This is a genomic window from Bacillus sp. CFBP9009, assembly GCF_036541465.1.
Taxonomy (GTDB): Bacteria; Bacillota; Bacilli; order Bacillales; family DSM-1321; genus Peribacillus.
Genome location: NZ_JAZHFU010000015.1, coordinates 1 through 15,034, shown reverse-complemented (window position 1 = coordinate 15,034; position 15,034 = coordinate 1). Strand labels below are relative to the sequence as shown.

At 39.5% G+C, this 15,034-nt stretch carries 14 protein-coding genes and 2 pseudogenes; 6 read left to right on the top strand and 10 right to left on the bottom strand.

Annotated elements, in window-relative coordinates; all coding sequences use genetic code 11:
- Positions 1-64 precede the first annotated feature (64 nt).
- Positions 65-1,024: a peptide-methionine (R)-S-oxide reductase MsrB gene (gene msrB, locus V3595_RS23300; protein ID WP_137017752.1), complete on the top strand. Its 960-nt coding sequence runs from the start codon at positions 65-67 to the stop codon at positions 1,022-1,024.
- Positions 1,025-1,046: 22 nt separating this feature from the next.
- The gene (locus V3595_RS23295) at positions 1,047-1,901 is read left to right on the top strand and encodes an STAS domain-containing protein (RefSeq protein WP_137017751.1); all 855 of its coding nucleotides are present in this window, start codon (positions 1,047-1,049) and stop codon (positions 1,899-1,901) included.
- 64 nt (positions 1,902-1,965) lie between these two features.
- On the opposite strand, the gene V3595_RS23290 is transcribed toward V3595_RS23295, so the two are convergent.
- The 4 genes from V3595_RS23290 to V3595_RS23275 all read right to left on the bottom strand — a co-directional run bounded on the left by V3595_RS23290 (position 1,966) and on the right by V3595_RS23275 (position 6,141).
- Positions 1,966-3,618: a glutamine--tRNA ligase/YqeY domain fusion protein gene (locus V3595_RS23290; protein ID WP_137017750.1), complete on the bottom strand. Its 1,653-nt coding sequence runs from the start codon at positions 3,616-3,618 to the stop codon at positions 1,966-1,968.
- Between the two features lie 299 nt (positions 3,619-3,917).
- On the bottom strand, positions 3,918-4,658 hold the full coding sequence (locus V3595_RS23285) for an amino acid ABC transporter ATP-binding protein (RefSeq protein WP_137017749.1): 741 nt from the start codon (positions 4,656-4,658) through the stop codon (positions 3,918-3,920).
- Positions 4,659-4,669: 11 nt separating this feature from the next.
- The gene (locus V3595_RS23280) at positions 4,670-5,335 is read right to left on the bottom strand and encodes an amino acid ABC transporter permease (RefSeq protein ID WP_048685680.1); all 666 of its coding nucleotides are present in this window, start codon (positions 5,333-5,335) and stop codon (positions 4,670-4,672) included.
- 26 nt (positions 5,336-5,361) lie between these two features.
- Entirely contained in the window at positions 5,362-6,141 is a 780-nt protein-coding gene (locus tag V3595_RS23275) for a transporter substrate-binding domain-containing protein (RefSeq protein WP_127777595.1), read from the bottom strand.
- 762 nt (positions 6,142-6,903) lie between these two features.
- On the opposite strand from V3595_RS23275, the gene V3595_RS23270 reads away from it, so the two are divergent.
- On the top strand, positions 6,904-7,083 hold the full coding sequence (locus V3595_RS23270) for a hypothetical protein (protein WP_485909966.1): 180 nt from the start codon (positions 6,904-6,906) through the stop codon (positions 7,081-7,083).
- Between the two features lie 230 nt (positions 7,084-7,313).
- Here V3595_RS23270 and V3595_RS23265 read toward each other — a convergent pair whose 3' ends face one another.
- Complete coding sequence (locus V3595_RS23265; protein WP_323596424.1) at positions 7,314-7,613, bottom strand: DUF3969 family protein; 300 nt, start codon at positions 7,611-7,613, stop codon at positions 7,314-7,316.
- A 40-nt stretch (positions 7,614-7,653) separates the two neighbouring features.
- On the bottom strand, positions 7,654-9,102 hold the full coding sequence (locus tag V3595_RS23260; protein ID WP_485909964.1) for a hypothetical protein: 1,449 nt from the start codon (positions 9,100-9,102) through the stop codon (positions 7,654-7,656).
- Between the two features lie 632 nt (positions 9,103-9,734).
- Between V3595_RS23260 and purU the strand changes: the two genes are divergently transcribed.
- Positions 9,735-10,634, top strand: a complete 900-nt coding sequence (gene purU / locus V3595_RS23255) for a formyltetrahydrofolate deformylase (RefSeq protein ID WP_063596083.1) — start codon at positions 9,735-9,737, stop codon at positions 10,632-10,634.
- 59 nt (positions 10,635-10,693) lie between these two features.
- Here purU and V3595_RS23250 read toward each other — a convergent pair whose 3' ends face one another.
- From V3595_RS23250 to V3595_RS23240, 3 genes are all read right to left on the bottom strand, one after another.
- Positions 10,694-11,353, bottom strand: coding sequence for an SIMPL domain-containing protein (locus V3595_RS23250; protein ID WP_485909962.1), 660 nt, complete (start codon positions 11,351-11,353; stop codon positions 10,694-10,696).
- 139 nt (positions 11,354-11,492) lie between these two features.
- Positions 11,493-11,687, bottom strand: a complete 195-nt coding sequence (locus V3595_RS23245) for a YwbE family protein (protein ID WP_485910058.1) — start codon at positions 11,685-11,687, stop codon at positions 11,493-11,495.
- A 112-nt stretch (positions 11,688-11,799) separates the two neighbouring features.
- Positions 11,800-13,320: an FAD-dependent oxidoreductase gene (locus tag V3595_RS23240; RefSeq protein ID WP_485909960.1), complete on the bottom strand. Its 1,521-nt coding sequence runs from the start codon at positions 13,318-13,320 to the stop codon at positions 11,800-11,802.
- 366 nt (positions 13,321-13,686) lie between these two features.
- Here V3595_RS23240 and V3595_RS23235 point away from each other — a divergent pair.
- Positions 13,687-14,000, top strand: a pseudogene (locus V3595_RS23235) (ParM/StbA family protein); the annotation flags it as partial.
- A 91-nt stretch (positions 14,001-14,091) separates the two neighbouring features.
- Here the strand turns inward: V3595_RS23235 and V3595_RS23230 are convergent.
- A complete protein-coding gene (locus tag V3595_RS23230) occupies positions 14,092-14,340 on the bottom strand; it encodes an FAD-dependent oxidoreductase (RefSeq protein WP_485909958.1) in 249 nt (82 codons plus the stop codon).
- A 408-nt stretch (positions 14,341-14,748) separates the two neighbouring features.
- Here V3595_RS23230 and V3595_RS23225 point away from each other — a divergent pair.
- A pseudogene (locus V3595_RS23225) lies at positions 14,749-15,034 on the top strand (ParM/StbA family protein); the annotation flags it as partial.

Below are 15,034 nucleotides of genomic sequence, written 5' to 3'. Positions count from 1 at the left end.
TGAAGGTGTTTGGCTTGCTGGTATATAATACATAAAATGACAGGCGTGAAAGGGGAGTTTTAGGATGACGATGGATGGAAAAGAAACAGCTATCTTTGCAGGAGGCTGCTTTTGGTGCATGGTTGCTCCCTTTGATGAAATGGATGGTATTATTTCAGTGACATCAGGTTATACAGGCGGTAAATTTGCCGCTCCTAGTTATAAACAAGTGATTACCGGTTCGACCGATCATGTTGAAGCGGTGCAAGTGGTATTCGATCCATCAATCATTTCCTATAAAACCTTATTGGAGATATTCTGGCGCCAAATCGATCCTACGGATGACGAGGGGCAGTTCTCGGATAGGGGAAAGCAATACAAGGCAGCCATTTTCTATCTTAATGAACGTCAGAAACAGGAGGCAGAACAATCGAAGGAATATTTAATGGTGAGCGGGAGGTTTAAGAAACCTATTGTTACGGGTATTCTACCTTCGGGGAAATTTTACGCCGCTGAGGAATATCATCAAGAGTTCTATCGGAAAAATCAATTTCGCTATGCATTGTATCGTAAAGGTTCAGGACGGGATGCTTTCATTAAAGAAAATTGGCCTAAGAATAATGCACACCTTAGAAAGACCTTAACGGAGAGTCAGTTTCATGTCACCCAGGAAAATGGCACGGAGCCGCCTTTCGATAATGCCTATTGGGATCATTTTGAAGAAGGCATCTATGTGGATGTCGTTTCTGGGGAGCCCCTATTCAGTTCGCGGGATAAGTATGATAGCGACTGTGGATGGCCTAGCTTCACGAAGCCCATCATGTCGGCAAGTGTCAATGAAAAAATCGATCTCAGCCACCGAATGACCCGGACCGAGGTGCGCAGCAGGGAAGCCGATTCCCACCTTGGACATGTTTTTCCTGATGGTCCAAGTCCTAAAGGCATGAGATATTGCATAAACTCTGCTGCCCTTCGATTCATTCCTAGAAATGAAATGGAGAAAGAGGGATATGGAGACTTATTATTACTTTTTAAAATGAAATAACTAGGGAGATAGGGGAACACTAATGGATAAAATAGATGAACATTTATATCGATATATCCTTGATAACTCATCCAAGATTACGGAAAACTGGCTGGCTTTAAGGGAAAAGCAGTCTGGATCCATCTATTCAATAGATTCTAATGAGGAAATCGAAAAGCTGCTTAAGGAACAGAATACATTGACGATCAAGACAGTGACCAGTGCTTTACTTGAAGATAAAACTGCTTTTATTGAAACGATGGAGCAGTGGGCCACACTTGTTGCGAAGAGCAGGGTTGAATCGGACACCCCTATTTACGAAGTGTTGGAAGCGCTTAATAAGGTTCGCGAAACATATTGGGCCTTCATCACTGATTATATGCTTATGGATACGAAGATAACGAAGGATACAATCATCCGTTGGAGCCGGCTTATTAATCGTGCCTTCGATCAATTGAACCGTGAGTTCACTGAGCAGTATTACCTTTTGACAAAAGAACGACTCCTTGCACAACAGGAGCTGATTAATGAACTGGGCGCACCTGTCATTCCCATTGTTGATGCCATTGCGGTATTGCCGTTAATCGGTGAAATCGATACCTATCGGGCAAAGGAAATTTTGAATGGGACTCCAAGCAAATGCATTAGCAAAAATATCACACACTTATTCATCGATTTATCGGGGGTCTCCCTTTTGGATACGATGGTTGCCCAACAGATCTATCAATTGATAAGTACCCTGAACCTGTTAGGCATTCAATCGACCATTTCCGGGATTCGTCCTGAAGTGGCCCAGACATCGATTCAGTTAGGTCTTGATTTTAGTCAGGTTTCGACACATAGTACTCTTAAACAGGCCCTTTCCAAGCAAGGGATCAAACTTTACGAGAAAAAATGATATAAGGGTGCAGAAAATGAAAAAGAACCAGATCCCATTAGGAATCTGGTTCTTTTTCGTGATTCTATAACTTGAATGAACTTTTCAACCCGACGATTTGGTTGAAGACCAAGTGATCGGCCGCAGTGAGTTTTGAATCAACATTATAATAGCCATGCCTGAAGAATTGGAATTTATCCTGAGGCTTAACATCTTTCATGTTAGGCTCGACAAATCCTTGTAAAATTTCTATAGAATCAGGGTTTACCCGGTCCAGGAATGATTTTTCTTCCTCTTCATCATCTTCCTTATCCAAGATTAAAGGCTGATAGTTGCGGAATTCCGCTGAAACGGCTTGTGAAGCTTCGACCCAGTGCAATGTACCTTTCACTTTACGGCCAGTGAAGCCAGATCCGCTTTTTGTTTCAATATCGTATGTGCAGCGAAGTTCAATGACGTTACCGGCATCGTCTTTTATCACTTCTTCACATTTAATGAAATAAGCATGTTTCAAACGGACTTCATTGCCCGGGAAAAGTCGGAAATACTTTTTCGGCGGGTTTTCCATGAAATCGTCCTGTTCGATATATATTTCACGTGAAAACGGGATTTGGCGTGTGCCCATTTCCGGAACTTCCGGATTGACCTCGGCATCCAGCCACTCTATCTCGCCTTCCGGATAGTTGGTGATGACCACTTTAAGCGGGTTCAGGATAGCCATAGTCCGTGGAGCCTTCAGCTTTAAGTCTTCCCGTACGAAATGATCAAGCATCTGAGAGTCCACGACACCGCTTGTTTTGGCGACACCTATCTCTTGGCAGAATGCACGAATCGCTTCGGGTGTATACCCGCGTCTCCGCAAGCCTGAAACAGTAGGCATCCGCGGGTCGTCCCAGCCGTCCACGAAGCCCTCATCGACAAGCTGCTTCAGTTTTCGCTTGCTCATTACTGTATTGGTCAGGTTAAGACGGCCAAATTCATATTGTTTTGGTTTGCTTTCCATTTCACAATTTTCAACGATCCAGTCATAAAGAGGTCGTTGATCTTCGAACTCAAGCGTACAAATGGAGTGTGTGACTCCTTCGATGGCATCTTCAATTGGGTGGGCAAAGGCATACATTGGGTAGATGCACCATTTGTTGCCGGTATTATGGTGTTCAGTATGGGAGATACGGTATATAACGGGATCACGCAAATTAATGTTAGGTGAGCTCATATCGATTTTTGCACGCAAGACTTTTGCGCCGTTTTCGAATTCGCCGCTGCGCATCTTTTCAAATAGTTCAAGATTTTCCTCAACGGTTCTATTGCGGTAGGGGCTGTCTTTCCCCGGCTCTGTCAGCGTTCCGCGATATTCACGGATTTGGTCGGCATTAAGGTCGTCCACATATGCCAGTCCTTTATTGATGAGCAGCACAGCTCTTTTATACATTTCATCAAAATAGTCGGAAGCGAAGAAAAGGTTATCCCAGTCGTAACCGAGCCACTTTACATCTTCCTTTATGGAGTTTACAAACTCAATATCCTCTTTCAATGGATTCGTATCATCGAAACGAAGGTTAGTTTTCCCATTGAAATCATCAGCCACCCCAAAATTCAAAATGATTGATTTGGCATGCCCGATATGTAAATATCCGTTCGGCTCAGGAGGGAAGCGGGTGATGACATGATCATGTTTTCCGGACTCTAGGTCATCTTTTATAATATTTTTAATAAAATTCGAAGAGTTATTTTCCAACTGAATTCGACCTCTTTCATTTATATACTTCTTTTAATTTTACCTGTATATATACCATAAATACAGATATTTTTCCATGTTCAAGCCGGAATCAGGGTTTATCTGAAACAATTCATCAAGTATTTAGTTTGTACAATCAGAGCGGAAATATCCCTGAAACTTTAATCATGTAATTTAGGGAACTACCTAACTGGATATTAAAGAAACCAATAAATCGTTTTGCATTCAAAAAAAGCAATACAGGAATTCACGCCTGTATTGCTTATAATCTCGCTAGCAGACAGATTTTAGAATTAAAATCAAAAGACTGTCGTTTGCAAAAATTCTTTTGTACGCTCTTCTTTTGGATTGGTGAAGAATTCTTTTGGCGGTCCGCTTTCGACAACCCTCCCATTATGCATGAAGACAATCCAATCCCCGACTTCACGTGCAAAGCTCATTTCATGTGTAACGACTACCATTGTCATCCCTTCCAAGGCAAGTTCCTTCATCGTGGCAAGAACTTCCCCGACAAGTTCGGGATCCAGAGCCGAGGTGGGCTCATCAAAGAGCAGGATATCAGGCTTCATGGCAAGGGCGCGGGCTATGGCAACACGCTGTTTCTGCCCACCTGAAAGCTTGCTTGGATAGACATCCGCTTTATCTGATAAACCGACTTTGGCAAGCAATGACTTTGCTTCTTCAATCGCTTGGGCCTTAGGGACCTTTTTGACATGTATCGGTGCTTCGATGACATTTTCCAGTACGGTCATATGAGGAAAAAGGTAAAAATGCTGAAATACCATTCCGACTTTCTCTCGAATTTTATTAATATCATGGGTACCCGGATTGATTTCCGTTCCTTCAATGAGGATTTGGCCGCTGTCTTTCTTCTCTAAATAATTCAAACAGCGGAGCAGGGTGCTTTTTCCGGAACCACTCGGTCCGATCAGACAAACAACATCGCTATCGAGTACCTTCATATCAATATCTTTAAGTACATGCAGATTTCCATACGATTTATTTAAATTCCTTATCCGAATCATTTCTTTTTGTTCCATTTCAATTCCCCCTATCGATCACTAATGGACAGTTTCTTTTCGAATAAATTGACGATAATGGTCAGGAAAGCCACTAGAATCAAGTAGTAGACTGCTACAATCAATAAATAAGTCATTTCATCAAAATTATTCGAGCCTAACGTAGTCGCCACATTAAACAGCTCATTCATGGATATGAAGGCTGCCAGTGATGAATCCTTCAGCCCGATGATGAATTGGTTGCCAAGCGGCGGCAATGCGCGGCGGAAGGCTTGAGGCAAGATGATTCTCCTTAAGGTGAGCGAATTGCTCATGCCAAGGGAGCGTCCGGCCTCCATTTGACCTTTGTCGATGGATTGAATCGTACCACGTAAAATCTCTGAGATATAAGCTCCATTATGGAAAGCCAGGGCAAGTGACGCCGCCCAGAAGTCCGGCAGTAAGAAGAGATTGCTGATACCGAAATAGAGTATGAATATCTGTACGATTAAAGGTGTTCCACGTACCAGGAATACATATGTATCTGAAATCCATGCAAGAATTTTTATATTGGATATTTTTAAAAGTGCAAATAGCAACCCGATGACGATACCTACCAATATGGAGACTACCGTCAGTTCCAATGTGAGGAGCATGGCTCGGATGAATACGTCCGAGGAGCTAAATAATGTATCAAAAAAATGTGAAAAACTTGGCAATGTAATGACTCCCTTTCTATCAATCTTTATTCAGGCTTAGTTGTGATGTCCTCACCAAAGTATTTTTTGCTGATTTCCGCAAGAGTTCCATCTTCCCGGAGGTTTTCAAGTGCTTCGTTGATGCGTGCAAGCAGCTGAGGGTTGTCGTTAGGCAATACGATGGCCTGCTCGCTTCGTTCGATCAATTGCCTTCCTTCGATGTCGAAACCTTCCTTGGTCGCTTCCTTGCCGGTTACGAAGTCGGTGATGACGGCATCATGACGTCCTCCGCTCAATGCTTTCAGGGCGGTGATATCACTGTCATAGGTTTTTACATTGGTTGTATATTTTTCTGCTGTGGTTGCGTACGTGGAGCCTTTAGAAGCCGCAACTTCCTTACCCTTTAAATCTTCAACCGTTTTAATATCACTATCCGAACGGACGAAAATTTGAGGACCTGAGTAGTAATAAGGGGTCGAGAAGGCAACATGTTTACTTCGTTGTTCATTGATTGTATGACTGGCAACCGCGGCATCTGCCCGACCGGTTTTAACACCTTCCACGATACCTTTGAACTTTATCCGTTTAGGCACTGGTTCTAGGTCGAGTTCTTTTGCAATTGCATCGCCAACTTCAATATCGAACCCGGTTACGGTCATGTCATCATTGACATAACTGAATGGCTTGAATTCACCTGAGGCAGCGAAAACAAACTGGTCCTCATTGATCAGCTTACTCCCGTCCTCCAGCTGGTCCTTTTCAGCACAGCCGGACAGAAGACCAAGAACAGCCAGAATGGATACAATGAATGTAACTGATGATTTCATGATAATTTCATTTCCCCCTTTGAAAAAAACTAATAGAATGGTCTATACCCTTATGAGGCAGTGAATAACCTTATTAACTAAGGAAAATAAAACTGAAATAAAAAAGGTTGTCCAGATCATGCCGACATTTCATTCAAGAATCCCCCTTCACTATGCATTTCATAAAGGTTCTCGGCCTTTGCCTTCATTTCCTTTAAATTCACCAGTTATTTATTGGAAGAATGATAGTGCCTATTAATAGAGGATGAGAACTAATGGTATCTTTTCATTCTCATACCTAGGTCACTTCTATTTCAATAAAAAAAAGTCGACCGTGATCAGGCCGACTTTTCCGCGATTAAAACCTATGAAATATGAATAGAGGATAGCTTTATTCAAAGGAAACTCCATTTGATTTTGCAAGTGTTACTAAAGTAGAACTAGTGACTCATGGAATAAAATACCCTCATTTCATATCATCACTTTCTCTTTATTTACTCAAAAATGAAACACATTGTTCCAAAGTAGGAATGTATAACAAGTTCCTTTTATATACGATTAAATTATTACAATTCGGGCTGAATTAAAAAGCTGATGCTTCATTTAAAGCCCATGTATCAAACTCAAGAGAAGGAAGATTAAAAATCAATTGATTTGCAATAAAGTAAATCCATTAACTAGGGGGCGGAGTCTCAAGTTCAGCGACTAATACAATAGCAAATGTTATTTATGGTTTGAACTTATGGCTTGGAACGATGACAAAAACAAAGGGGAAAGTAAAAAATGAAAAAGTATTTCTTGCTTAAATTACTCGGACTTATGGTTTTATTAGTTCCTATACTATTTAAATCTTTGAATATAATAGAGAGTATAAATGCTACTATAATTGTAATTACTATTTTACTAGGCATAGCGATACTTGTAATGGGAGATTATTTGCAAAAAAAAAGAATGAGCAGCTAATTTTAGCGGCTTATCCCAATTTGTCACATTTAAAACCTTGTCTTATCTTTTGAATTTTCTTGCAATTTTAAAATGAAGAAAGCCTATTAAAGTTATTATAACTATTGCTATTAAAGCTCCTATTGGACTAAAGGTTTTCATATTATTTCTCCTTAGAATGCATATAAGTTGAAGGACCCACTAGTTGTTTTAACTTACATAACAATCTCGAGTTTGGTATTAAATAATATTTACACATCCAACAAATGTTCTGTTAATTGAAATCGCTTTTTCTGCTCAAGTACAGATAAAGTATTGACATGTATTTCTTCAAACTTATTATTAAGTGTTTCAGGTATTATAGAAAGTATATCTTCTAATTCTGTTCCCAGATGTATTAAATCAACAATATTGGGATCTAAATTATAATCACTTAATAAATCTATAACATAAGGACTGAAAATTAGTTTTTCACCTTCATCTATAGTAATTATTTGTTTCTTTAACCCAGTTGTTATTCCCAAGATTAACAAAAGTATAGCTTTCTCCATATGTTCTTTCTCTTTAGTTTTTAATTTTAAGGTAACCATTTTATTTTTTCACACTCCATCCTTGTTTTGTTTTAACGTCAAACACTAAACCTGATTTACTTTGGAAATAATGAATGGATGCTTTCTTTCCTTTTATATAGCCGTCTTTATATACTTTTTTCCAATCCCCAGATTCAATTTGTCTTAGCTCACTTAGCAATTTTTTATCTTTAACAGTAACATTCTTCGTTCCATTTTGCACTGCTTTAAAGCCAGCTGGATATTTAGGTGCATATTTAATAGACTTATAAACATGTTTTCCAACCTTAGCACCACCAACGATAACAAAACGGATAATTGGTCCTATTCTAGGTTGCACTTGGGTAATGTCACTATATTCAGGATAATCCTCTCCTAAAAACTCAGAAAGAGTATCATCTTCCTCTCCTACATTCTCTAACATATCTCCAGGTAATTCTTCCATAAATGTAGAGACATATGGACTTGAAAAGTAAGAAACATTATTTTTGTCATTATAAGCAGTTACTCTAAACCAATAGTTTATGTTATCACTATAAAGGTTTCCAGAATTTTTATATAGTGAAGAAGGATCTAAAGGTAACTCTGTACCGGTTTCATCTATATGTAATTCATATCTCCCGTCTACAATTTCTTCGTTTGTAGGCCATAACTTTTTGTTCATTGTAGACCATGTTGTTTCTGACCCTACATCAAAACTTTCAAATTCTTTTCCGTTAAATATCCATACTTTATAACCTGTAGCATTTTTAACTGGATTCCATGTTAAGCTAATTGACCCTTGAGAGTTATCTGTTATTTCATTAATGCCCTTAATGCCACTAGGTGTATCTAAAGGAATCATAGCAGGGGTTGCATAAGAGATAGGATGTGCTCCGTCATCGTGAAGTGCAGTTATACGAACATAGTAATGAGACATACTAGAGTAATTTACCCCTCCGTACAATTCATACGCTTTCTTGTATAATACACTTGGATCAATTGGGAAATCTTGTCCGGTTTTGTCATTTCTAAAATTTATATTACCTACTTCAATATGATCTTCTTTTGGAAATATAGCTTTATCTTGAGAAGACCAAGATGTTACGTCTTTTCCTACTGTTATATATTGGTGTTTATGACCGTTGAAAAAAATCAATTGATAACCAGTAGCTCCTAATATGGGTTCCCAGCTAATATTCATATACCCTGTATTAGTACCATTATTATTTGAATACGCCTCTACAATAGGTGGATTCATTCTCGAATAATTTGGATTTATTACTCTTGGTTCTATTATTCCAGGTGAGCTCAGCGAAGGGTTTGAAACTAAGGGTATCAATATGTCATCAGGACTAATTTGTACATAATGATTTTGCGACTGTGCTTCCGAATTTGGCGTTGTTTCAGAATAAGATGTTGTTGTAATAAAGGTAAGTAGCATGCTACCAGTAAGAAGACCTGCTATTGTTTTTTTAAATACACTATTCATCTTTTTTTCTCCTTTTTATATTAATAGTATAATTTTCATGATTAATGAAGTTTTCACATAAAAATTATACTTATTCCAAAAGTAACACGCGTAAAGCCTTTTAGAGTTTCAATATATAAATGACTGATTTCATTTTTGGAACTTTCTTAATCTTTATAAAGTAGAAAATTAGTTATCGAAATATTTGTTATTTAGAGAAAGTAAAGGAATTACGGCGCAAGACCTTGTGAATAGAATTATAAGATGATGAAAAGTGGAAGGGAGAATGGTTTCGCGTTTAATTAAAGCTATTTGTTTATGGATTGTCTGTTACTATCTTATTGTGTAGGGGTTCTTTTAATCAGCCTATTTGGATGTAAGTAGGTATTTTTTATTATATTTACATATGCAACTTAGAACAGTAAATCTAATTTTTCCGTTTATTGTTCTATCGTAATACTACTTTCTTTAATAATTCATCTTGTTTCTCATATTCAACTATATGTAATTTTGCATCGTTGAGAGTAGTGAAGGATTTCAGACAAGGACCTTGGTGGCTACCAACAAAATCCCGAATTGATTGACTGACTTTAATTTTGGCCATGAATTGAAGTATAATATAGCAAAATAGAAGAAGGGCAGTTGGGAAAATGGTGAGCAACTTTGTGCAAGAGCAGTTACAGGAATTTCGCGAAAGAAATCAAGATAGAGGCCGTTTGATTATAAAATGTCCGGACCAGCCGGGAATTGTTTCGACAGTTACGGCTTTTCTTAAAGAATATGATGCAAATATTGTTGAATTGAGTCAGTATTCGATGAATCCTGAGGGCGGTACCTTTTTCACCAGGATCGAGTTCGATTGTCCAGGATTGAAGGATAAGGCAGCGGATATGCAACTGGCATTCCAGGAAGTTTCGACAGCATTCTCGATGCAATGGACATTTAACCATGTCAGTGATCTGAAGAGGACGGCCATCTTCGTTTCCAAGGAACCTCATTGCCTTCTGGAATTGCTATGGGAGTGGCAGAGCGGCGATTTATTGGCTGATATTGCGCTAGTCATCAGCAATCATGAAGATACGAGGGAAATTGTCGAATCGATGGGCATCCCGTTTTATTACATTCCTGCCAATAAGGATATACGTAAGGAAGTGGAGACTAAACAGCTTGGACTTCTGGAAGAATTCAAGGTGGACCTTATTGTATTGGCTAGGTATATGCAGATATTGACGCCGGACTTCGTAGCGGCCCATCCAAACAGAATCATCAATATCCATCATTCATTTTTACCTGCCTTCATTGGAGCCCGGCCTTATGAACGAGCTTATGACAGAGGTGTTAAGCTGATAGGGGCGACTTCCCATTATGTGACGAATGATTTGGATGAAGGTCCAATCATCGAGCAGGATATTGAACGTGTGGACCATCGTGATTCTGCCGGGGATATGAAGAAAATCGGTCGTTCAGCTGAACGCAGGGTGCTGGCACGTGCCGTTAAATGGCATTTGGAGGACCGCGTTCTTGTTCATGAAAATAAAACGGTAGTCTTTTAAAGTGAAAAACCCCCCTTTGGTTTGCCAAGGGGGGTTTTTAGGATGGAATTTAGTGAGTGCTAGTACGTGTACTCCACCCTTACTGAGGCAGTAATGTTCAATTCACCAGGCTGAATCGGGGTAGTCGCCATTTTTGAAAATGTACTTGTTTGGTAAAGCATTGGGGTTGCCGTTTCAGATAGCTCTTCAACCTGATTAGGGACTGGGTTCAATGAGATTCCCAGTGTTCGAGCCATGGAGAGTGCTTTTTCGTATGCATTTTTTAAAGCGAGAGAAAGTGCCTGGTTATAGTATGCATCTGGATTGGATAAAGAGAAGCGGATGCTGGTGATTGAATTGGCGCCGCTTCTGACGGCCGTGTCGATTATGCTGCCTATTTTCTCGATGTCGGACGTTTGGGCTTGTATGATGTGCTGGACTTTGTAGTTCTTGAACAATTCCTTTCCGTCAATATAATCATATTGTGGATCGATTCTGTAATCACTCGTTTTCAATTGCTCTTCGGGAATGCCTGTGGATTTAAGTGATGCGATGACATTTGCGATTGCTTGGGAATTGGCTTGCTGTGCCTTTTGCGGATCCTTATCCTCTGTTATGACTCCAAGGGTGATCGTGGCTTGATCCGGAGCAGCAGATAGCGTCTCTGAGCCGGAAACTTTCAATGTATGTTCATCATTGCGGTAATAATCCCTTTCGGGGGCATTGTATTTTTGATTCATTTTGACACCAGCCTTTTTAAAGAGATAATCTCACCCCTATTGTACGAATTATGAACGGGAAACATGATTGAAATATCCCCATCGTCATTAATTCGGTCGAATGATCATAAAAAAACACTCGGCCAAGACCGAGTGCGCATTACTTATGAATGACTTGAACCCTGCCAACCTGCCCATCAGTCAACCTTACTTTAATTCCATGAGGGTGAGTGCTGGAGTTGGTTAAAATATCTTTTACAGTGCCGCTTGTCAGTTTTCCGGTGCGTTGATCTGCTTTAAGTATAATGTCCACAGAGGCACCTGGGGTAATATCTTTCCGGTTTTTACCGTTCATGTTCAATTCAATCCTTTTTAGAGTTATTTGCAACCATTCAATCATGCAGTAACTTCAGTATAAGGAAAACGGCGGGCCCAGTCGACTATTAGATTAAATCACAAATTGGCACTTAGCGAATTTTTTTCAATGGTTCGACAGCAGGGCCATTTAACACTTCACCAGCGATAGAGTAGCGTGAGCCATGGCATGGGCAATCCCAAGTACGGTCGCCGCTATTCCAGGCAACTTCACATCCCATGTGTGTACATGTGGAATCAACGATATGAAGCTGGCCATCATGATCACGGTAACACCCAGCTTTGTCTCCATTCACCTTCACGATTGCTCCTTCATCAATTCCTAAGTCTTCCGGCGTTTTTTGAATGACGGCCAATTTTCCCTTGATCAGATGCTTCGCCACATCAGCATTATCTTGTACCATATTCTTCACGCCTTTTAAACGGGCAGGATCATACAATTCCGCATACCGGTTATCTATTTGCAAAATCCGGTCAGTTAAGATCTTGGCGGCAATCGATCCATTCGTCATTCCCCATTTCGCATAGCCGGTAGCTATCAGAACGTTTTGATGATTGGGTGTCACCGGACCGACGAAGGGGATATTATCCGGTGTCACAATATCCTGTGCCGACCAGCGGTAGGGAATGTCTTTCACATCGAAATACTGGGAACTGAAGTCCTTCAGTGCTTCATAATGCTCGATCGTCGAGATTCCCTGTCCTGTTTTATGGCCATCTCCGCCAACAAGTATAAGTTTTTCTCCATTGTCCAACTCCGTATAGCGAAGGGAGCGGGTAGGGCTGTCGGCACTGTAATACATCCCACCGGGATATTCCTGTTCAGTCCTGATTCCAAGTACATAGGATCTTTTTACATGAACACGGGCAAAGTATAAGCCCATTTCATCATTAAAGGGGAAGTGGGAAGCAACAATGACCTGATTGCTTTTGATTGTATGTCCCGTATCCGTCAGAACGGTCGGTGGATCGCCGTCTTCAATCTTCATTGCCGTTGTCCGTTCATAAATGGTGCCTCCGCTTTCGAGAATTGTCGAAATGAGGGCAGTTAAGTATTTTAACGGGTGAAACTGTGCTTGGTCTTTCATTATCACAGCAGCTTTACAAGGAATGGAGAAAGGGATATTCTCCGCATAATCCCCCCGAATGCCGAGTTTTTGATAGGCTTTCAATTCATTTTGAATTTTGCTTTTATATTCCTCAGTATTTGCGTACACATAGGCATCCTGTGCAGTCAAATTACATTCTATGGAATGTTCTTCTACCAAGTCTTTGATAAGCTTCATTCCATCTGTATTGGCTTCATAATAAAGTTTGGCATTCTCTTCACCATGGTCAGTGATCAACTGGTCGTATATCAGGCCATGCTGGGCCGTGATTTTTGCTGTAGTGTGTCCTGTCGTTCCAGTAAGGATTTCGCCTGCTTCAATCAGTGTGACTTTAACACCTTGTTTAGCTAGTAGATACGCAGATGTGATTCCGGTAATTCCGCCGCCCACTATTAAGACATCAGTGGTTATGTCTGTATCTAGTTTAGAAAAAGAAGGGAAAGTTAACTCACTGCGCCAATAAGGTTCCGGAAATCGGGGAAGGTCTGTATTTTTTTCAGTCATTTGAATACCTCCATACAGTTCATTTGTTGAATTGTCCATTTATTACCATACCCAAATCCGCTATTTATACGCTTATTTTTGTAAGAATAAAGATTAAAAAAATACATTATTTGGTTTGTTTACAATTATGTATACATGTAAACAAAAATAGATAGGTTGTACACAAATATGTATATATGTTTACAAATGCGTACACATGGCTATATATAAGGTGTATACATGTTTGTTCCTAATGTATACAAAAATGAATACAATTCGACAAATGAAAATAAAGCTACAGCTTATGAAGCATCGACTAATTATAGAAATCTCTTCTATCGAGAGTGCTCCACCTAATTTTTTCTATGAAAAAGGGGATGTTTTTAGATGAGTTCTAGAATCGCAGCAGTAGACGTAGGAAATGATGCAATTAAAACTATTTTTGGAAAGCTAGAGCCTAAAACTATATATACCAAATGTCATTGCAAAAGACATAAAGATCGGCCAGTCATAGGAATCGAAGAACTCGATGTAAAAAAACCTTGGAAGGGATACATATTAGAGTCCATTCATCAGCCTTGCAAGACAATAATGCCATTTATCGTGTCGGAAATTTAGCGACAAAAAGTGATAACCCAACAGAACTAGATTTGGGGAGCAGTAAATCAGAGGAGGACCAAACATTAGTATTTGCGTATACATAAGCATCTTGTACATTCAATAGAATGTTCTTCTATCAATCCTTTGATAGCTCCGTTCCTTCAGTGTTGGCCTCATATAGTATAGTCTGGCCTATTCCTCACTGTGATCAGTAATAAATTGGTCGTAAATCAAGCCGTGCTGGACCGTGATTTTTGCGGTTGTGTGGCCTGTTGTTCCATTAAGGGTCTCATCTGCCTCAATGAATGTGGCTTTCACACCTTGCTTGGCTAATAGATAAGCTGAAGTGATACCCGTAATTCCGCCACCAACAATTAAGACATCAGTTGTTATATCTGTTTCTAGCTTAGAAAACGAAGGAAGGATAAAGTGCTGCGCCAATATGGCTACGGATATTGAGGAAGTTCTGTATTTTTTTCGGTGATTTTAATATCTTCATACGTTTCATTAGTGGTTTGTCCAATTTATTACCATGACCAAATTCTCCTTTTTTACGCTTTCTTTTATATGAAGAAGGTTATTAAGAGTTAGTTTTTTTGTTTGTTTGCAATATTGTACACATGTAAACAAAAATAGTTGGTTTGTATACAAAAAAATAAACATGTTTACAAATGAGTACACATGGCTATATATAACGTGTGTACATATTTGTTCCTAATGTGTACACAAATGAATACAATTCGACAAATAAAGCTACAACTTATGAAGCATTGACTAATATAGAAACCTTTTCTATGCTTAATAGAGTGCTCCACTTAAATTTTTTTATGAAAAAGGGGATGTTTTTAGATGAGTTCTAGAATCGCAGCAATAGACGTAGGAAATGATGCAATTAAAGCTATTTTTGGAAAGCTAGAGTCTGAACTATATATACCAAATGTCATTGCAAAAGACATTGAAGATCGTCCGGTCATAGGAATCGAAGAACTCGATGAAAAAAACCCATTGGAAGGGTTACATATTAGAGTCCATTCACCAGCCTTGCAAGACAATAATGCCATTTATCGTGTCGGAAATTTAGCGACAAAAAGTGATAACCCAACAGAACTAGATTTGGGGAGCAGTAAATCAGAGG